The organism is Pseudomonas sp. SJZ077 (genome assembly GCF_007993905.1).
GTDB classification, from domain to species: domain Bacteria; phylum Pseudomonadota; class Gammaproteobacteria; order Pseudomonadales; family Pseudomonadaceae; genus Aquipseudomonas; species Aquipseudomonas mandelii.
The window spans coordinates 52,505-72,269 of sequence record NZ_VIUJ01000018.1 but is presented as its reverse complement, the minus strand read 5'-3'; the positions used below and the strand labels follow the sequence as shown (position 1 = coordinate 72,269).

The window sequence follows — 19,765 nt, the reverse complement described above, 5'->3', positions numbered from 1 at the left end:
GTCAGTCGGACAAAAAAAAGGCACTGGCGATGATCGCCAGTGCCTTTTTTGCCTGAACCGTAACGTCAGCGAGACAGCATGAAAGTGTCGTACTCCAGATCTTCCAGCGCCGTCGAAAGCCTGTGCAAACCCAGCAATACACAAATCAGCAACGACAGCGTAAACCCATACCCGAAGAAGCTTGGCCCCAGGTACATGCTGAACAACGTCAGCATCGCGTTCAACACCGCAAACAGCACACACAGCTCCAGCACCACGGTGCGCTTGTCGAGGTAGAAGAACACGTTGAGCAACGCCATGAACACCACCTGGATGCTCACACCAATCAGGTCGATGTAGAACAGCGGCAGGTAATAACTGGAGATACCCAGCCATTCCAGCAGGCGCGGCGCGAACAGGAACAACAGCACCGCCGTCAGCCCCTGCACCTTGCAGATTTCCAGCAGGCCCTGGCGGATCGACAAGGTCATCTCGGTTTTCAGTTGCCCGATGTGTTGCAGGGTTTCACCTTCGCGGATCGCCCGGAACAGGCGGTCGTACCACTCGGCAAAGTCGGTCTCGATGCGCACCAGAAACACCGCCATGCCGGGGATGATCGCCAGATACGCGAGGAAGATCGGCAAGTCGTAGAGGATCGAAGCGCGCAGCGGGCCAACGATTTCGTTGGAGGTGCCGGGATTGAACCAGAACAGGAACTTGTCGATCCAGATCCCTAGGTTGTAGAAGAAACCGGTGGCCAGCAGGCTGAGGAAAACGTTGCGCCGGTCGAGGAAATCGAAGGCGATCAGTTTCTCGGCGCGGTACTCGCGCAGGATGTCGTAGAGGAACAGGAACAGCAGCGTGCTGTGCCCGATCAACAGCGCCAGCAGCAAGCCCGGCATCTGCAAAAAGCTCAACAGGTAGGCGCTCGCGACCATCAGCGTGTAACCCACCAGCATCACCAGCAGAATGCGGTTATAGGCCTTCATCCCCGAGAGGAAGATGATCACCAGCCACAAGTTGCACAGCACCACGAAGTTCGCCAACACCAGTACGCGGTAAATCAGCGGCTCATCGAACAACAAGCCCAGCACGACGATCCCCAACAACCCGGCGCCGAGGGTGACCAGCAACAACACGCCCAAGAGGTTGGGCAGGATCTGATCGTACTTGTGCTCGAACAAGCGGTCGGAGACGAAGCGCGTGAAGAACAGCTGCAAGCCGCCCGTCAGGATCAACGAGGTGGCCATCAGGTACGTCACCGTCACCAGAAACTGCCCGACCAGCATGTTCGGCAGCAACAGGCCGATGCTGATGATGCCCACCAGCATGACACTGATGATCGACAACACCCACGGCCCGGAGCTGATCAGCCCGGCGTAGACGTAGGCGTGCAAGGTCGCCGTGTAGGAATCACGCGAAAGGATTTTTCGCAGTTCAAAGCCAATACCGGCCATTTAGCTGTTCTCCATGGCGGCTTGATACAGGTCGCGGTAACGCTGCAGCATCAAGGCTTCGGTGTAATAACGATTGACCCGCAACAAGCCGCTGGCCTGGGCGGCCTGCCAGCGTCGCGGGCTGCGCAACAGTTCAAGGATCGCGGCGCACGTGGCTTGTGGGTCGGCAATCGCCACCACTTTGCCGGCGTGTCCGAGGTCACGGTCTTCGGCACTGCCGCCTTCGATCAACTCGCGGCACGAACCCACGTCGCTGCTGACCACCGGCGTACCGGCGGCCCAGGCTTCGAGGATCACCAGCGGCTGCGCTTCACTGATCGAGGTCAGCACCATCAGGCCGAGTTTGGGCAGGATGTCCTGAATGCGCTGGAAGCCGAGGAAATGCACCTTGCCTTCCAGGCCCAGACTGGCCATCAGGCTGCGGCATTCGCTGACGTATTCCGGATCTTCCTCTTCCGGGCCGACAATCCAACCCTCGGCTTGCGGCATGGCGCTGATCACGCCGCGCATCGCACGCAGATAGGTTTTCACGTCCTTGATCGGCACTACACGGCCGATCAAACCGACCACAGGCGCAATGCCGTGAGCGCGGGATTCCAGCGCTGCGGTCCACATCGGCAGGTCAATGCCATTCGGAATGACTTGAGTACGGGTCGCGAGGGCGCCGTCCTTGATCTGGCGCTGACGGTTGCCGTCGTAGAGCGCGATGATGTTGTCGGCGCTGTTGTAGGTCAGTTGGCCAATGCGCTCGAAGAAACGCACCCACAAGGTTCGGATGTAACCCGAGCCGGCATCGAGGCTGCGGTTCAGCGCCTGGCCGGAACTCTCGGCGATCCAGCTGGCCTGGGCCAGGTCGATCTTGCGTTCCTTGGTGTAGATCCCGTGTTCGCTGAGCAAGTAGGTGCAATTCCAACGCTGCTTGAGGATGCAACCCAGAAAGCCCGCGTACCCGGTGGAAATCGAATGCAGCACCCGCGCCTTCGGCATCCGTTGCGCGGCTTCGGCGAGCATCAGCAACGGCGACTGCATCGCGCGCAAGGTCCAGAAATAATTGACGAAGGACGGATCGGCGCAATGCTGGCGATAGCCTTCGCTCAGCGACTCCCAACTGGCGCGGCTGCGCAGCACGTCGTCGAGGGTCATGTGGCCCTGGGCGATGCAGTCGAGCAAGCGTTCGCCCAGGGCCGGGTCTGGCGCATCCGGGTGATGCAGGAAGCGATACAAATCCTGCAATTGCTGCGGGTCAGCCTCGCGCGGCTCTACGTGCGTGTTGGTCGGATGGGTCGCATCTTCGAGGAACACTTCTTCGATGTGCAGCACGTTGGCCGGTATTTCGTAGCGCCGGGTCGGATAGGCCTGACGCTGGCCGCCGATGAACATCACCGAAAAGGTCAGTTCCGGCAGGCCGAGGATCATCTGGTGAATCCAGCTGGAAACGCCGCCACGCACGTAAGGCCAGGTGCCTTCGAGCAGCAGACAGATGTCGGCAACCGGTGCCTGTTCCTTGTGACTCATGTCCAGCTCCTGACCAATGCGGCGAACGGCGGCCGCTGACGGGTTTCCTCGGGAAGACGGGCGAGCAAACCGGGAATTTCGTGGTAACGACCGGCCTCGAACGCCAGCTCGGCGCGAAACGGCAGCACCTGCGCCGCGCCCATGCCGTTCTCTTGAACCTGACTCAGCAGCACTTCGGCACGCTCGACATCGCCACGCTCCAGCGCGATGCGCCCGGCCAGCAGGAACAGCTCACCGCCCTCGCCCGCTTTCAAGCCTTGCTCGGCATGTTCGCTGGCCTGGGTCAGCACGTGATCAAGCACGCTGCCTTGCGCCAGGCCCAGATACGCCAGCTCCCAATACCAGCGCGCCAGCCGGCCGTGCAGCGCACCCGCCGTTTTGGCGTTGGCGTTGACCAGTTCGCCGAGCGCGATCTGGATGTGCAGGTTGATGTCGCTTTCCTGCTTGTCGAGCATCGAATACGCCAGCAGCCGCACATCGTCACTCGGGTCACCGAGGGCCAGTTTGAGGATCGGCACCGCTTCTTTGCCGGGCATGCGCCGAGTCGCCAAGAGGGCGGCCAGACGCTGATCCGGATCCGGGGCATGGCGCAACACGTCCTGCAAACCGCCATCGGCAAAGATCGGCGAGTGCAGTTGCAATTGCGCGCGGAACGGCAGTTTCGGGATGCCCACCGCTTGCCACGCTTGCTTGTCGCGTTTGCGCGGCAGGTACAGCGCCGGGAAAATCGCCGCCACCACGCCGACCGCGCCGAGCACCGGCACGAAGAACGCCAGGCTGAAGATAAACAGCGGGCTCCACGGCAGCGGCGAACGGTAGCGCGCCGGCAGCAACAGCCACACGGCCGCGCACAACATCACGCACGCCAGGCCGTGGCTGAGGGTGAACACCAGCAATTGTTGCAACTCGGGCGCCGCAAGCCACAAGCTGGCCCAACTGCCCGCCTCTAACAACAAGGCTCCGCTAAACAGCCACTTGCTGATCATTCAGGCCACACTCGTTGAACAGGAAATTACGCAGCCCGTTGCGTTCACAGCCAGGCTCCAGGTTGAACGGCAACACGCGCACGCCGAGGCTGTCGAGGCTGCTTTCAATGCCAAAGTGCTCGTGCAGCATCAGGTTCATCCGCGCCAGATAACCTTCGGTGCCTTGCGGACTGGTCAACGGCAACAGCACCAGCAACAGCTGATGATCGCGGTTATTACGCAGCGGCAATTGCAGGTCGAGGCCACGCTGGCTGCGCTCGAACAGACGCGACAGCTCATCGTTGGGGCGGGTCAATTCGAAGGCAAAAAGGCCGGCCGCCAGTTTGTGCTGCTCGACATCCACCAGCGAACGCTTGAGTTGCAGCGTGAACTGCTGCGCATCGGCGTCGGCCAGTTGCAGCACTTGCGGGTCGCGGCGCAGCAGGTCGGCGATGTGCCCGGCGAGCAGCGCCAACAGGCTCAGCGTGCGATCCTGGAAGGCGAAGAACGGCATCTGCCGCACCGCCAGAATCGCCAGCAAACGACCTTCGGCATCGATCAGCGGAATGCAGGCCTGCAATGACGAGAATTGCGCCGAGCTGCCGGCATCAATCAGTTCCTGACGCACGCTGACCAGCTCACCGCGTTCCAGGCACAGCTTGACCAGACCGTCTTCGGTGCCCAACGGCCCCATGACGCCGATGGTCGCCAAGGCTTCGGGCAACACGTTCTCTTCGCGTTCATCGACGCGATACAGCCCGGCCACGCGTAGCGCACCGTACTGACCGAGCATGGCCACGATCGGCTCGGCCAGCGCGGCCAGTGCATCGCCTTCGTCCGGCATCACCCGCAGTTTGTCGCGCAAGCCCAGCAAGGAACTGCGCAAGCTTTGATCGCTGCCCGCCACGCGCTGCTCCAGCAGGTCGTGGGAGACCCGCAAAATCTGGTGCGCGCGGGTGAATTCGTCGAGTCGATACTGGCGGTAATCGTTGGCCATCTGCAGACGCTGCAAGCGCCGTTCCCACAGATCGCGAACCTCGCCCACCAGCATGCCGCTGACCAGCACGCCAACAATGAATGACGGATCAAGCTGGGCGTAGGCTTCATGCCCACTGTAGCGCAGGGCGAACAACGCCATCACCAGCAGACTGGCGCTGAGCAAGCCGCGCACGAAACCGTAGCGCACACCCAACAGCAGCGGCGCCAGCACCGGCCAGGGAAAACCGGCGTGCATTTGCAACGGGTCTTGCGGGGTCAGCCACAAGCCCAGGCCAATCGCCGCGCCGGTGACCAACAGCGTTTCCAGCCAAGACACCGGGCCGCTGGCACGCGGCGCGAGGCTGTAATCCATGTGAGGAGAATTCATTGCATTCACTCGAACCGAAGGGCGCCAACAAGTGTGTCGAGCACCGTTTGCGCGGTGCCGGCGAGGCTTTCACGGGACCAGCCCGCACGCGCGCCGCTCTTGCTCCAGAGCACACGACCGCTGCTGGCCTCGAGCACGCGCAGGCTGATGCCCACTGCCGGTTCGCCGTCCAGACCGTTCTTGTACTGCCACTCTTCAACGCTGCCGGCGACCACGTAATCAAGCTTCTGATCACGTGCCCAATCGAGGGCGCCGGCCAAGCGTTCGTTGTCGTCCATCAGCGCTTGTTCGCCCTGCGTACTGACCGGGTAAACACGTGGTTGCAGACCGTGGCTGCTGAGCACGCTGAGCAGGATCTGCTCGGCACGCTCGCCGGCTTGCGGAGTTTGCGAGTAGTTGATCATCGGCACGGTGCCCCACTTCGCAGTACGCGCAAAGTTCGGGCTGGTGTCGCCGGTAAAGCTGGCGCAACCGGCGACGAACAGGACTGCCAGAGCCAGGCTCAGATTACGAATTGCTTGCATCAGTTTTTCTCCCGTAAACATTTCATGATCAGCGTCCGAATCGCACGCCGTAGCTCACACCCAGTGTTCCGCCCGCCTGACCGTCCCCGCCTTGTGGCGCGGATTGGTAGCCAACGGTGAGGGCCAATTCGTCACCGCCCAGCACCTCGACGCCGATCCCGGTGTTGATGCCGTAGTTGAAGGTTTGATCCAGCCATTGCCAGCCCGCCGTCACGTCCACCAGCCAGGTGTATTGCGGGCGAGTACGCACCAGGGCGCCCGGCAAGCCGCGACGCCATGAGCTACCGACATACAGTTGGCCGTAACGGCTTTGCAGCAGATCGTTGGCCGTCACGATCGCGGGATCGTCCGAGTCATCAACGCTTTTCACCGGACCGTCGTTGGCGCTGGACAGGTACTCCAGCGTGCGGTCCTTGACGTTGTTGTGCTGATAATCGACACCGCTGCGAACAGTCCAGTTAGGTCCGGCGAATTCCAGCGTGTGGTTGTATTCCATCTTCAGCGCCTGGCCGTTGCCCAAGGAATCGCCCGCACGAGTCGAGAACGATTTCTGCGCCACTTCCCAGCTGATCTGATCCCGCGCCGAGAACCCGTGACGACCGCCGACCCACACACTGTCGTGCTGGCCGAAAGCGCGCATCAGGCCGCTGTCTTCGCTTTTGCGATGCCAGTCCAGACCGGTCTCGATCTGGTCGCTGGCGCTCAACTGCCAGGTCCGGGACAGGCCCAGGCCGGTGCGGTCGTCGTCCTTGCGCTGGCTGGTGTCGGCGAACAGTTTGTAGCCGCCGTCTTCCACCGAACGTTGCAGGGTCAGCGCAGCGTTGCGCTCATCGCCCATGCGCGATTCGATCAGCTGATCGCTGTTGTAGGTGCCATTCTCCAACTCAAGATTGGCGTACCACTGAGCGCCAAGGTTGTGCGCGATTTGCAGGCGCGGGGCGTTGAATTCCAGGCCACCGAAATCCTGTTGATGCCAGGACAGCTGCGCGCCCTGCGGCGTCAATTCCTGCAACTCGGCAGCCTGACGGCGCAACTGCTCGCGCACGGCAGCCGGTTGATCGTCACCCAGCGCGGACTGGCTGAGGTCTAGAGCTTCGTCGAAGCGGCCGAGACGACTCAAGGCCTGGGCGCGTTGCGCCGGGTTGAGGTCGCTACTGGCCAACAGCGTTTCGACTTGCGCCTTGTTGCGGCTGCGCAAGGCTTGCTGGATTTCTTCGTAACGCTGAACCTTCAAGCCTTGGCTGCGCGCCCACTCCAGCCACTGGTCTTTCTGCGATTCCTGGTTCGTCGCGTCGAGACGCGCCAGCAACCGCTCGAACCACAATTGCAGCATGGCCGGCGAGCCGTCTTTCCACTTCGCCACCTCCTGCTGTGCCTTGGCCGGCGAATAACTGCTGGCCATCAAGCGCAACCAGATCGCATAACGCTGGGACGATGGCTGAATGTTTTCGCCTTCGGGGCTGCGCAGCAGCTTCAGGCGCAACCGTTGGGCCGCGTCCTGATAACCGGCGCTTTCCAATGCATCGGCGTAGGCCGCACGCACCAGCCAATCCTGCGGACTGGTCTTGAGGTACATCCGATACCAGGCCAACGCTTCGGTATCGCGACCGAGCATCTGGCTGGCACTGGCGAACGGCAGCCAGAGGATTCGGTCCTGACGCGCCTGGGGTTTCCATTCCGTCAGCAAAGGCTTGAGCGCGGCGGTGTTGCCTTGATCAACGTACAGCCACATCAGGCGCTCGCGGAACAGGTTGTCATCCGGGAAACGCGACAGGCCCAACAGGTACAAACGCTGCGCCTCGTCGATATTTCCCTGCTGCACCGCCAAGGCACCGCGAATCGCCAGCACTTGTGCTTGCTCGTTGGCTTCCGGGTATTGCTCGGCGTCTTTGAGCAGCGCGACCACTTGCGGCCAGTCCTGCAATTCCTGGGCTTGCTGCAAGGATTCAACCAGACGCTGCGGATCCCGGGTGCGCTTCCAGCTGCCGACCATCATGGTCAGCGCCCGCTTCGGATCGCTGGTGCGGTACATCGTGATCAACTGACTCTCGTCGCCACTGTTCAGCGAACCCTTGAGCGCGAGGAGTTTCTCCAGGGAAAACTGCAGCTCGTCATCGAGCTCCAGATCCCACGCCAGCGCAGCACGCAAGCGCCAGTAACCCTCATCGGTGATCTTGCGGTTATCAACCTGCAATACCTCCCACGCCGCCTGATTATCAAACAGCTTAAGGTCGGTATTGGCCCAGTCGATGCGCTCGGTCGTCGTCAGCGCGAAGCGTTTCGAGTAGCGCTGATAGACCTCGGTTTTCTGTGCGAACTGCCCGGTGTTTTCCAGGTTCTGCAGCAGGCGTGTCCAGGCCAGGCGATGCGCCGGGTACTTGCGCAAGTAGGCGTGCAACCAGGCTTCGGCCTGGGCCGGTGTGCCGCGCGATTCGTGAGCGTAGATCAGCGCATCGAGTTCGACGTCGGTCAGCGCACGTTGCTCCATGATCTCGGCGAGCAAGGGAATCGCATGGTCAAAGTCGAACTGCTGACTCGCCAGACGCCAGGCGTGTTCACGGGTTTGCGGGTCTTCGTGCAGTTTCAGCAGACGAATCCAGTAACCCAAGGCGGCCTGACTGTCGCCACGCCATTCGCCCAGATGCCCCATTTGCTCGAGCAATGCCAAGTCATCCGGGTGCTCAGCCACCAGCTGCTGACCACTGTCCCACGCACCGGCCAAATCGCCGAGGGCCAGGCGCATGCTGAATTCCTTGCGCAGGATTTGTGGGTTGTCCGGCTGCAACACGCGCCACTGATCCAGAAAGCGCTGCGCCAGATCAAAGCGCTTGCTGCCAACGGCAACGTCGACGCCCTGCTCCAGCCACGGCGAATCGGTTTGCGGATCCTTGAGCTGATCCACTTCATCGGCCAGTACGCGCGCAGCCTGTTCACCGCGACCGGCGGCCAACAGACTGTTGAACGCCAGTTGCGCGTATTCGCGACGCTCGGACGCTTGTTGGCTGTCCTGTTTGAGCAGCAGATAAATGTCGGCGGCGCGACCAGGTTGCTCACCGGCCAGGTACCACTGCGCGGCGGACTTGAGCGAAGCGATGCGCTGGGCCGGGTCGCGATCGGCGATTTCTTCGTAGACGCTGGCAGCGAAAGCTGGCGCCTGTAAGGTCAACGCCAGCTTGGCCAGGTTGTGCAATTGCGGCAGCGGCAACAGACGGTGATCGAAGCTTTGCAGGCGTTCGATCAAGGCTTTCTGCGCGATCGGATCATCGGCTTTCGCCGCTTCCAATGCATCGAGTTCCAGCCGGTAATAGGCCTGCAACTCAACGACCGGTTTCGGCCAGTTCTCAAGGTGCAGGCGCGCTTTCGGGTAGTCGCCGAGACGGATCAGCAGATCGACCAGCTGCAAGCGCAGGTGATCGTCATCCGGGTGCGCGGCCAGCAGCAATTCGGCGTAATTGGCCGAGACCGCATCGGGCTCACGGCCGTCCGGCTGGAACACTTCTTCGCGCTGGAACGTCAGCCACAACAGGCCCCCCACGGCCACAGCCACCACCGCCAATGCCCAGGGATTGAGCAGGCGGCGGCTTTTAGTTGCTGAGGCGTTAGATGCAGTAGAGCTGACCATGACTCACCTGCTTCATTGGTAATTGAAAAGTCCACAGACCGGCGGATGCCTTGCCTGCAAAAGTTTGCCCGTCCACTTCCACCCGGCAACTGCTCGCCGAGCGCACGGAGAAGCTCAGGTCCACTTGACCGGCAAACGAAAAGCTCACGTGTTTCTCATCCACATATTTCCAGTCCACCAACGGCAGGTTGGCCTCCTCCAGCGCCGGCCGTTCATCCCGGTCGGGACGCAACACCAGCAACGCCTGGTCGCTGCTCAACGCCACATACCGGCCTTGCGGCAAGTCACGAACACCGGCAACGCCTTGCGAACGCAGCAGGTCCGGCCAGCCCATTTGCGGGTCGAGTCGAAGGGTGCGCAGCGCGTCCATGCCGCGAACCTGCCAGTCACCCTCGGCGGTGCGCGCCAGACTGGCCTGATACAAACCGTGCACACGATCGAGGTAGTCGCTCATCCACAGCGACATCGGTTGCTGGTCCTTCATGTAGCCGTAGATCTCGTTCATCGCCTTGATCGAGGCCTGCTTGGTGCTCGAATAGAAGTGGTAATACAGGTGCAGGCCGCGCAAGCGCCGTGGGCTGTCGGTGAGTTCGAAGGTGTCGATCACATCGCGGAAACCGTAATACGGCCCCTTCCACAGGTTGGTGTAGAGGTTCTCGTTGATGATCGGCGCGTAGTACTGCAGGCCGCCTTCGGTGGGACGCAGCAAAGGATTGAGGCCGGTCAGCGACGGGTTGGCCTTGGTCAGCATGGTTTCGGCGCCGTTGACGTTTTTCAGGCCCGCGTCGTAGGCCAGCTTCAAGGTCGCTGCCGAGGGCAAGGCATCGCCCGGCCAGAAGACCAGCTTCACCGGTTTTTCCGGGGTGGTGAGCTGCTGGTTGATGTAGTCGCGCGAGCCAAAAATCTCGCGGCGGAAATTGATTTTGTCGTAGCCCGGAATGGCCATCTTCAAGCCGTATTCCGGGTTGAAGTTCTCACGTTTCTGCGCCACTTCCGGCTGCATGAAAAACGGATGGCTGAAGGTGTGGGTGGCGACTTCGACTTTCGGGTTGGCAAACAACTCACGGGCAATGGGTTCCAGTTCGCGCGCCAGGAACGGGAACATGCCGCGCGGTGAAATCTCGCCTTCGACGATCGACACCGAAGTCAGGAACGGGTTGGGCCGGATGAAATCGTCGAGCACCTGCTTGCCGGCATACGGCGTGCCGCGCACTTCAGCGCGCGACGGGAAACCATCGCCGTCGATGTGCACGGTGGCGATGCGGCGGCCGTTTTCGGTGGTGGTGTCGGGGCGTGGCTGAACCGGCAGGCGCAAGCTGGCCTGGAGGAAAGCGAACGGATCGAGAATCCAGCGGCTGCGCTCGTTATTCGTTTCGAGAATGTATGGCGCAAGGGCAACACCGCCCCACTCGGCCGTCGCCACCGGGGCAAATGTCTGACCGTCGGCAGCGGTCAGCAGCAACGCGGCTTTCGGGCCTTTGGGCAGCAGGGAGATTGCGGTCAGGTCACGGGACCGGGGCTGCACCGGGGCTTCGAAAGCGCCGATCAGCGCCTTGTCCTGATAGCTGATGGTCAAGGCCTGAGTACCAATCGGCGCCGAGCGATTCAGGCCCAGGCGCTTGAGCAGCAGCGGGTCTTGAATCGGCAGGCCGGAAAAGAACACCACCGGCACCTGTTCGTCCAGACGTTTGCCGATCCAGCTATTGAAAGCCGATGCGTCCTGCGGCGGGCCGCTGGTCATCCAGGTCACGATCCCGGCGTACAAACCGCTGAAACGGTGCTCCGGCAGCGAGCCGTCGACCGGCAGGTAATCGACCCGGTAGCCGAGGTATTCGAGCAAACCGCCGAGCAAGGTGTGCCCGGCGTTGCGCACCAGATCGCCTTCGCGCGGGTCGTAAAGCATCGCGATTCGGCGCGGCTGGATTTCGATGCTGCTGATGCCCATCGAGTCCAGCTCAGGCGTGCCGATATAGGGAATGAAGCCCTCATCGCGCAGACGCTTGGCCAGTTTGCGCGCTTCATCGCGGCGCTCCGGCGGCAGATAGTCAATCGCTACCAGCGGAATACCTTTGGCGCGCAACGGCTGGATCTGGGTTTCCAGCCATTCGCGGTCGGCTTCCGGTACCGGGCGATAACGCTTGGCGGAAGCGTCCCAACCGGCATGAATCGATTCGATCGCCACGGCGGCGGCCACGCCATTGAGGTCGGGCAGCACTTCGAAGCCACGGTTGAAAAACAGCTTCAGGTTTGGCTGACGCTGATGCAATTCCCGCAGGAAACCGGCGAGTGCAACACGCTGAGTTTCTCGTGCCGACTCCGGCAGCAACTGGAAGCTGTCGAGGGTATCGAGGAACAACCCGGCGTAGCCTTCAGCCTGCAACGCCTTGGCTCGGCCGAACAAATGTTCACGCCAGGCAGGTGCCGCGAGGTCCATGACCTGGCTGTCCCACGCGCCATTGCGCACCGGGCTGACCGCTCCCGTGAGGGATGCCTTTTCGAGCTCGGCCTTCCCACCATGGAACTCGCCCACCGACAGGTAGGCGAACGGCTGGCTGCCCAACTTGCGCAGGGTTTTGACGTCGCCCGCGGTCAGATGCCCCGGCTCGACCACTGACCAGTCGAACTGAGCCAACTCGGAAATGGGTGGTTGATCGGCGTACCAGAAAACCACGCTGGCGGGTTGCGGCAATGCTGCGGCCTGAACAGCGGGCCCACTCACGAACAACGCTAAAGCGGCGAGCAGCCGTTTAGCGGCCGCGCGGACACGCGTCCTGCGAAAAACGATTTCCATAACTCACTCTTGAATGGACTGAACCGATACTGCTTGGATGTCGGACAGTGGAACCGGCCGGGTTACAGGCTGCGAATAAGCTGCGACAGCCCCTTGCCGATGGCGGTCGGTTCCGGGAGCTTGAAACGCTCCAGCAGGCGACTGTTGTTGGCGCGCGAATGGCGAATGTCGCCTTGACGTGGCGCGTGATGAATCACCTTCAACGGGCTGCCGGTGACGGTGCCCAATTCGGCGATCAGATCGTTGAGGCTGGTGGAACGACTCAGGCCAACGTTCACCGCGCCGGGGCTCGGTTCACTGACTTCCAGGGACTGCACGAGAATACTCACCAGGTCCTGGACATAGACGAAGTCGCGGGTCTGCGAACCGTCGCCGAAAATCGCCACCGACTGCTCGGCCAAGGCCAGCTTGGTAAAGATGCTGATCACGCCGGAGTACGGCGATGACGGATCCTGGCGTGGGCCGAAGATGTTGAAGAACCGAAAGATCATCGGCTCCAGACCATGTTCGCGGCGATAGAAATCGAGGTATTGCTCGCTGGCCAGTTTGTCGCTGGCATACGGCGTGAGCGGGGATTTTGGCGTGTCTTCGTGAATCGCCGTGCCTTCGCCGTTGTTGCCGTAGATAGCAGCGCTGGACGCGAACACCACGCGCTTGATCCCGGCCTTCACCATGCTTTCGCACACGTTGAGGGTGCCGACGAAGTTGCTTTGATGGGTGCTGACCGGATCATCCACCGATGCTTGCACCGAGGCCACTGCGGCCAGGTGAACGACAGCACCGCAATCGCGCATGGCTTGTGCCACTACGGCGCCGTCCGCGACATCACCGATGACCAGGTTCAGATTGGCATTGTCCATCGGCAGATTGCTGACTTTTCCAGTCGACAAATTATCCAGCACGCGAACCTTGTAGCCCTTGCCCAGCAAGGCTTCTACGAGGTGCGACCCAATAAAACCGGCACCGCCAGTCACCAGTATTCGCTCAACAAACATGAAATCTCTCCCTGAACATTAGAGCGGATACGAGTGGTTGAAGTCCGCCAACTTTGTGGCGCAAGGCCATCAAAACGCGGCCGATAATGGGAGATCAGATTGGCACTGTCAATACTTTGTCTAATTTATCGCCGAGCGGTAATTCGCCCCCAAAATCGTCACTTATTTGACGGCAGTTATCAGTTACAGGCCGTCATACAATTGCCACTTCTGACCCGCAAACTCCGTCTGCGCCGGAACTCACGCCAGGCTTCAAGCCCTCCTCATCATCGACGCTTCAGCTCAGCTTCGCGAATCAGACCGGCGCGCTGGCGTGAAGCCTTGGGAGCATCATTTCAAGCACACGATATGATCAGATGAGCTGTAATCAATTTGGGTCGGGCTATTGGGCGCTGTCGCGCTTGCAGGAAATCAAACATGAACATCTGGCTTGCCGCCGCGCTTGCGGCCATTGTTTCCCTGTCTGCACAAGCGGCCACTAAAGTTACGCCACGAGTCGAACGAGTCACTTTCGAAAAAGGCGCCGACGCTGTCGAGTTCAACCAGTCCATCCAGGGCCCGCTCACCGCGCAATACCGAGTGAGTGCAAAGGCGGGCCAAATACTGACCGTCGACCTCAAGCCTTCCAATACATCTGCCTACTTCAACATCACCGCCAAAGGCGCGGACTACGCGCTGTTCAACGGCTCGATCATGGGCAACCATTTCATGGGTCCGTTACCCGCCGATGGTGAGTACACGGTTCAGGTGTACCTCATGCGCAACGCCGCACGACGCAATGAGGTGGCGAACTACAACCTTTCATTGAACCTCAGCCCCGCTGACACCTCGGACAGCACTCGGCCGTTTGACCAGACGCTTGAATTACAGGGCATCCGGTTTCATGTGACGACGGAGGGGATCGATGACCACCGTGTGCTGCGTATTTCACCTCAAGGGCTGGAAACCGATAATTCAGACTTCACACGGCCATTGACGGGAAACGTCGTCCGGGCCGAGGTGGCGGACCTTGATCGGGATGGCTCGCCAGAGCTTTACGTCTTTGCCCGATCACCGGGACGCGGATTGCCGGGTGAACTCGTCGCCTATTCGGCGAATCGCAAAAAATCGCTCAGCGAGATTTATCTTCCGCCGGTGAGTGAGGACGCCAAAGCAGCCGAGGGCTATCAGGGCGAGGATGAGTTTGCGGTGGTGGAAAATGTGCTGGTGCGGCGCTTTCCGGTTTATGAGAGTGCGGACGCCGGGGCCGGGAGGACGGGGAAGATGCGCGAGGTTCAGTATCGGTTGATGGCTGGGGAGGCTGGGTGGGTTTTGCGGAGGGGTGAAGTTATCGTGTATTGAGCATTCGGTAACTGGAGAGCCTGCACAACGTCGGTATACGGTCCTAGGAGATTTCCTTCAAGTTTTGGCGATTGCCATGAACTGGAGCTTTGCAAGCAAATCGTTATTCTTTCGTCCAAACAGATTCGTCGTCGTTTTCTGTTCCCCCTGACATTTTGCTTAGCACAGGAATGAACAAATGACTCCTGCTGAACAGCTCATGCGAGACGAAGCTATCTATTTTGCGCGATCGAATAAGAAAGCCATAGCTAGGCGCCGGACCGACAAATTGTTGTACCCTCCGGAGCAAGATCCCGTGTCAGTATTTATGGCTGGCTCACCAGGAGCAGGGAAGACAGAGGCATCAATTGCCTTAGTGAATCTATTTGCTGATACAGCAATCCTTAGAATTGACCCTGATGAGCTACGCAGCGAATTTACTGACTATGCGGGAGGAAACGCCTGGGTTTTCCAAAGCGGAGTGTCGATTTTGGTCGAAAAAATTCTAGATTGTGCTTTCGACCAGAGACAGTCTTTTGTACTGGATGGAACACTTTCTAATATTGATGTGGCGAGAAGGAATGTGGAGCGATCCCTTGGAAGGGGTAGATTCGTGCAAATCCTTTACGTCTACCAAAATCCGCTCTTGGCATGGGAATTCGTCAAAGCCCGTGAAGAAGCCGAAGGCAGAAGAATTCGGCCAGAGCATTTCGTCGATCAATATTTCGCCGCACGTGACGTGGTAAATGCTCTTAAGCTAGAGTACGGCGGAAACGTTCACGTGGATTTGCTACTCAAGCACATCGACAATTCGGGACGTCTCTACAAAGCTGGGGTCGATAAAATTGACTACCATATCCCTGAGCGACACACGCGAGCCGATTTAATGGCTCAGCTCGGGTTAGGATCAGGAGCACATTCATGATATCGATCAAGCTAGGTTTTACTAAGGGCACCAAGAGCCCCTTTGCCGACTTTATTCGTAACGCCAAGTCGGAGCAGAAAAAGCGTGTCTACAGTGAAGTGCTGACGGAGGCTACCAAGCAGCAAAACCTCGTGATGATGGAAGCTGAAGCCAAACGAGGTTAACTCACGGTTCTGATAAAGAAGCCCGGCCAAGCGCCGGGCTTTTTTTATTTGTATGAACGCGGGCCTGAGAGGCGTGTAGTCCGTCCTAGGAAACTTCCCGCAACTCGTATCGGCTTTCATGAACTGGCGGAAGCGGTTCTGCATCGATAGCCTTCAGGTATCGCTGCAAATCAGCGATCGGCTTTGACAGGCTGAAGAACCGCAAGCTTTCACTCCTCCGGATAAAACGGCATCCTTTCACGTGTGCAGTTCCGTTCTGGTGGCTGTGCGTGGGGCATCTTCGGGTGCACTGGATGCTTGCGTTTCCGGTCTGTCAACCCGCGTACAGCCGCCACCCAATCCTGTTTGACAGCAGGGGACTGGCAGCTCCCACCAACGCAAGGAGCTCCATCATGAAAAAGATCACCCCAAATCCGCCCGAATCTGCCGCACTTTCAGAAGCAGACGCACCCGATTTAAGCCAACTCTCCGAAACCACCGAACGCATCATCAGCGCACGCCTGCGCAACCCGAACCACCCCGATCCCATCAGTCACGTCTTTACCCTCCTCCCCGCCGTCGACACGCCAACCCTGCTCGCTCACGCCTGCGAAACCCTCACCTCACTCAACGTCATGACCACCGACCTGGCCTGCGACCTCGAAGGCTCGCGCCGTAACGTGGCACTGGCGATTCAGCAGTTGGCGGTGCTGGGCGAACTGTTGGTAAACCGAGCGCTGGACAACCTCGACCCGCCCGATGGCGTGTCCGAAATTCCGTCCGCCCGCCACCACTGAGTGGTCGCGCTCTTTTACCAAATGGAGGTTTTGTCATGGATCGATACATGCCTGTCACCGGCATCGACTGCACCATCGCGTCGCTGCTGATCGACACTGAAGCACCGCTGGACGTATTGCACGAAACTGCGGATTACCGAATTCGCACGGCAACTCAATTGCTGGAGAGTTTTGCTGTGAACGAGGGGGTTCACAGTGAACTGGCGCGGGTGTTGGTGACTTCGCTGCGCGATGGCTGCGATTTGATGGATGTGGTCGGCCGTCGATTGCAGGCTCAAGTTTCGGCATAAAAAAATGGGCGATCTCCCTGAGATCGCCCATTGTTTATGACTACTGGACTTTACATCTTGAAACCAAACCCCTGAGCGCTATCCATTCCGGTCAACGCTTTCTCCGTCGTCACATACAATTCACGTATATGTCCGACCAAAAACGTCCAGAACGCCGGGTCATTGACGGTTTGAGCGACCAAGTCTGCTGGCAGGAACCGATTCATTTCCTTGCGGAATTCGAGCACCACTTTCGGATCTGCATCGAGCTGCTCTGAACGCTCCTTGAACAACCTCAAGAACTCATCCTGCCCACAGCAATGATCGCTGAGTTTCTTCCCAATCAAATCCAGCTGCGGCGTTACACCTTGCTGACGTAGCCAGACCATGTCCCAGAGATCCCGGTTCTTGATTCGGTTAGGGCGCAGAGCAAAAGCCACAATTTTGTCGGCATAGATTTCTTCGCGCGTTTCTGCCTGCAAAATAAGGCCACTCGTGCCCATGTCGACGCCATACGGATTCAGCAGCAACATGGGTTGTGGCTGATAACTCGGAATGGAGCACACATCGATGTTGATGCGTTGCGCCGGAAGGTCTTTGCGCCCGGGTCGGGTCTGAACCTTCAGCTTCCAGGTATCAACATTCCCCTCCTCACGAACAGGTTCACCGACTTCAACTTCAAGGCCATATTTGGTTTTCAGCGTTGAGACAAGAACGTGAGCAAGCTCAGTCAGACTCTCGCGATTGAAGTCAGCGCCACCAGTGAAATCCAGATCCTCGCTCAAGCGGTTTGAGCCGTAACAGGCACGCAAGCAGGTTCCACCGATGAAGGTGAGTTTGGCGAGCATGCCGGCAGAGCTCAGTGCGAGCATGATGTCGTGGTGCAGCAATTCCTTTTCCACCACGACCCGCAATGGCGCCAGATCCTGTTTGTGTTTAAGTGCTTCATCTACCAGTTCATCAAACAAACTCATTGGCGACGCTCCAATCGATCAAATCCATGTTTCGTTTCGCGGCCTTCATGTCCCGCAATGCTTGTTGCGGTGTTGCCCGCCATAGGCGGCAACGCGCGTCATAGTGAACCAGGCCAACCAGATCTTGAGGTTTCTGGCGGGTGTGCACGAATTCGATGGTGCCCCAGCGTCCGCATGAAATGGTGCTGCTGCGACCGGAAGACATCAGCGTGATCCAATTGATGGGGATCTGAGAGATAACGCCGCTATCGCTCAATGCCGTTTCAAGGCTGATGTAGTTGAACTCCTTGGCACGTAGCCTGGCAGCGGCATGAAACAGCACCAATCCGCTAGACGGTTTGGCCGCTTCAAACAGGTAAAGCCCTCTGCACACCCGAGTCAGATGACCTTCCGAAGCTGCGCGGCTCAACAAGGTTTTGTAAGCACCTTCGGAAATATCGGGCACCACCCCTCTGAGATCTTCGGGGGTGAACAGGTAGCGTTCTTCGCTGGCCAGACGGGTCAGTTTTCGGAGAAGCCGCCCCATTGGCTGGGTGGATTTTGAGTGTGGATGCATACCCATGACTCTACAGAAGGTTTCACTTTGTGTAACTTACTGTTGAGTCATTGAAAAAGCCAATATTCTTTTTTCGGCCGTAACCCAAAACAAGCATTACCCGAACGTCAGCGCAAATGGCGCAGCCGCTTGTTGAATGGCACTGACAACATGAGGTGCTCGCTCCCGATGCTGCGGGTAACGTTCAAGCACCACTTCGAGTGCAGTAAGCAAGTTCTGAATACGCTCCTTTGGCCGTTCGATCTCACACGTATGTGCAAACTCCAGCAACCCTTGCCGGGAGGCGAACAAAGACTTGTTACCCGCCAGATCCAGCGCCAATACATCCTCGGGGATATAGGCCGTGGTGTTGACGATGTCGTAAGCCGGTGCCAGGCACGCATCGCGTTGCGTAGGTTCCGAGTAGAGCAAGCCAAAATTCTTCAAGTGAGCATCACCGTTTCCGACGATGCAGCTCAATGCGACGCTATCGAACAGTTGATCAAGGGAAGTTCGCTGATGTTTAGCGGGGCAGAACAGCCGTACCGCCTTGGCGATTGCCGCGTAACTTTTGCTGTATTTCTGATCGGCCGAAAGCCCCATCAACGCAGCCATGTCTTCGAAACCGATCGGGTTTTGCTGATCGTCTCGGTCAAAGCGCCGCATGACAAACAGCTGTGCATTATCGGACAGGAAAAACTCCGGAACGGGAATACCTGCTTCCTTGGCAATGGACATGCAAAGGAACTCGTTGATCGCCAGGCCTGGAAACTCCTCTCGACCACTTTTGATGATCAAGTCCGAGGTTTTCGAGGTGACTCGCGGCAAGGCCGTTTCCTGCTGTTCAGGCACTAACACTTTAGGTTGAACACCCGAAATGCCCGCCCGCAGGATGTAACGATCGAGCAGGTCAGCGAAGATATCTTCGGCACCGTCCCACGTCAGAATCTCATCGAGCCTTTCCCCGGGAAACTGCTGTCCGGCAAGCAAAGAATCGACCGTTTCGGAATGCACCTGAACCCGACCGATTGGCGAACTGCTACCAGACAGTGCCAACAACAGCATCGGATCGACGTTGACGGTTTTAGCCAGGCGATTACGTAGTTGTTCCAGGACATAACCTTCCGGCAGGTTCATCTGGAAAATCGGGTGCAGGTCTCGGCGGCGAAACTCGTCGGGGCGTACAGGCATCGACAAACTGATTGCCATGGGGGGCAATGCATCTTCGTCATAGCGAAACAGGAAATCCTCAGCACTGGTGAGGATGCTGCCGCTGTTCCCCTCTGGCGTGCTGACTTTAAGAGAAGTCATTTTCATTCGAACAGCCCCCCAAGCTCTTCAAGCGTCGGCATAGCTGCCGGAATGACCGCTAATTCGCAATCCAGCGCTGCCAGCATCCGCGCATAGGCGATCATTCCTACAGAAAGGGTCCCCTTCTCTACGGCAATGATTTTGTATCGTGTCAGTCCTGCGAGCTCGGCAAGCTGAGCTTGCGTCAGGCCACGATTCATACGCTTTTCGCGTATTTGGTTGCCGAGACGGGAAATTAGCAGAGCGTAATCCATGTGTCGTTACCGCAACATTGAAA

At 59.0% G+C, this 19,765-nt stretch carries 17 protein-coding genes; 5 read left to right on the top strand and 12 right to left on the bottom strand.

The window, feature by feature from the left end:
- Positions 1-65: 65 nt before the first annotated feature.
- The 8 genes from pelG to FBY01_RS23810 all read right to left on the bottom strand — a co-directional run bounded on the left by pelG (position 66) and on the right by FBY01_RS23810 (position 13,214).
- Entirely contained in the window at positions 66-1,436 is a 1,371-nt protein-coding gene (pelG, locus tag FBY01_RS23845; RefSeq protein ID WP_010463655.1) for an exopolysaccharide Pel transporter PelG, read from the bottom strand.
- Positions 1,437-2,951, bottom strand: a complete 1,515-nt coding sequence (gene pelF / locus FBY01_RS23840) for a GT4 family glycosyltransferase PelF (RefSeq protein ID WP_010463656.1) — start codon at positions 2,949-2,951, stop codon at positions 1,437-1,439. It lies immediately after the preceding gene.
- The gene (locus FBY01_RS23835) at positions 2,948-3,937 is read right to left on the bottom strand and encodes a lipopolysaccharide assembly protein LapB (RefSeq protein WP_145309780.1); all 990 of its coding nucleotides are present in this window, start codon (positions 3,935-3,937) and stop codon (positions 2,948-2,950) included. The genes pelF and FBY01_RS23835 overlap by 4 nt, the downstream gene beginning before the upstream one ends.
- On the bottom strand, positions 3,915-5,282 hold the full coding sequence (locus tag FBY01_RS23830; RefSeq protein ID WP_145309782.1) for a PelD GGDEF domain-containing protein: 1,368 nt from the start codon (positions 5,280-5,282) through the stop codon (positions 3,915-3,917). The genes FBY01_RS23835 and FBY01_RS23830 overlap by 23 nt, the downstream gene beginning before the upstream one ends.
- A 5-nt stretch (positions 5,283-5,287) precedes the next feature.
- Positions 5,288-5,806 carry a hypothetical protein gene (locus FBY01_RS23825; protein ID WP_010463662.1) on the bottom strand — a complete coding sequence of 173 codons (519 nt, stop codon included), beginning with the start codon at positions 5,804-5,806 and terminating at the stop codon, positions 5,288-5,290.
- Positions 5,807-5,834: 28 nt separating this feature from the next.
- Positions 5,835-9,428, bottom strand: a complete 3,594-nt coding sequence (locus FBY01_RS23820) for a tetratricopeptide repeat protein (RefSeq protein ID WP_145309784.1) — start codon at positions 9,426-9,428, stop codon at positions 5,835-5,837.
- On the bottom strand, positions 9,406-12,219 hold the full coding sequence (locus tag FBY01_RS23815; protein WP_145309786.1) for a bifunctional glycoside hydrolase 114/ polysaccharide deacetylase family protein: 2,814 nt from the start codon (positions 12,217-12,219) through the stop codon (positions 9,406-9,408). The genes FBY01_RS23820 and FBY01_RS23815 overlap by 23 nt, the downstream gene beginning before the upstream one ends.
- A gap of 62 nt (positions 12,220-12,281) precedes the next feature.
- A complete protein-coding gene (locus tag FBY01_RS23810; RefSeq protein ID WP_010463668.1) occupies positions 12,282-13,214 on the bottom strand; it encodes an NAD-dependent epimerase/dehydratase family protein in 933 nt (310 codons plus the stop codon).
- A gap of 417 nt (positions 13,215-13,631) precedes the next feature.
- Here FBY01_RS23810 and FBY01_RS23805 point away from each other — a divergent pair, with 417 nt between their 5' ends.
- The 5 genes from FBY01_RS23805 to FBY01_RS23790 all read left to right on the top strand — a co-directional run bounded on the left by FBY01_RS23805 (position 13,632) and on the right by FBY01_RS23790 (position 16,689).
- Positions 13,632-14,555 carry a hypothetical protein gene (locus FBY01_RS23805; protein WP_145309788.1) on the top strand — a complete coding sequence of 308 codons (924 nt, stop codon included), beginning with the start codon at positions 13,632-13,634 and terminating at the stop codon, positions 14,553-14,555.
- 178 nt (positions 14,556-14,733) lie between these two features.
- Positions 14,734-15,459, top strand: a complete 726-nt coding sequence (locus FBY01_RS23800; RefSeq protein WP_077747356.1) for a zeta toxin family protein — start codon at positions 14,734-14,736, stop codon at positions 15,457-15,459.
- On the top strand, positions 15,456-15,623 hold the full coding sequence (locus tag FBY01_RS31600) for a hypothetical protein (RefSeq protein ID WP_172792220.1): 168 nt from the start codon (positions 15,456-15,458) through the stop codon (positions 15,621-15,623). Before FBY01_RS23800 ends, FBY01_RS31600 begins: the two co-directional genes overlap by 4 nt.
- A gap of 392 nt (positions 15,624-16,015) precedes the next feature.
- Entirely contained in the window at positions 16,016-16,399 is a 384-nt protein-coding gene (locus FBY01_RS23795) for a DUF6124 family protein (RefSeq protein ID WP_145309790.1), read from the top strand.
- A gap of 35 nt (positions 16,400-16,434) precedes the next feature.
- Positions 16,435-16,689 carry a hypothetical protein gene (locus FBY01_RS23790; RefSeq protein WP_145309792.1) on the top strand — a complete coding sequence of 85 codons (255 nt, stop codon included), beginning with the start codon at positions 16,435-16,437 and terminating at the stop codon, positions 16,687-16,689.
- 50 nt (positions 16,690-16,739) lie between these two features.
- Here FBY01_RS23790 and FBY01_RS23785 read toward each other — a convergent pair whose 3' ends face one another.
- From FBY01_RS23785 to FBY01_RS23770, 4 genes are all read right to left on the bottom strand, one after another.
- Positions 16,740-17,642 (bottom strand): nucleotidyl transferase AbiEii/AbiGii toxin family protein, encoded by a 903-nt coding sequence (locus tag FBY01_RS23785; protein ID WP_145309794.1) that lies wholly within the window; start codon positions 17,640-17,642, stop codon positions 16,740-16,742.
- Complete coding sequence (gene abiEi / locus FBY01_RS23780) at positions 17,629-18,204, bottom strand: type IV toxin-antitoxin system AbiEi family antitoxin (RefSeq protein WP_256664492.1); 576 nt, start codon at positions 18,202-18,204, stop codon at positions 17,629-17,631. The genes FBY01_RS23785 and abiEi overlap by 14 nt, the downstream gene beginning before the upstream one ends.
- Before the next feature lie 90 nt (positions 18,205-18,294).
- Positions 18,295-19,494, bottom strand: a complete 1,200-nt coding sequence (locus tag FBY01_RS23775) for a type II toxin-antitoxin system HipA family toxin (RefSeq protein ID WP_145309796.1) — start codon at positions 19,492-19,494, stop codon at positions 18,295-18,297.
- Positions 19,491-19,742 (bottom strand): helix-turn-helix domain-containing protein, encoded by a 252-nt coding sequence (locus FBY01_RS23770; RefSeq protein WP_010463684.1) that lies wholly within the window; start codon positions 19,740-19,742, stop codon positions 19,491-19,493. Before FBY01_RS23770 ends, FBY01_RS23775 begins: the two co-directional genes overlap by 4 nt.
- Between the last annotated feature and the right edge of the window lie 23 nt (positions 19,743-19,765).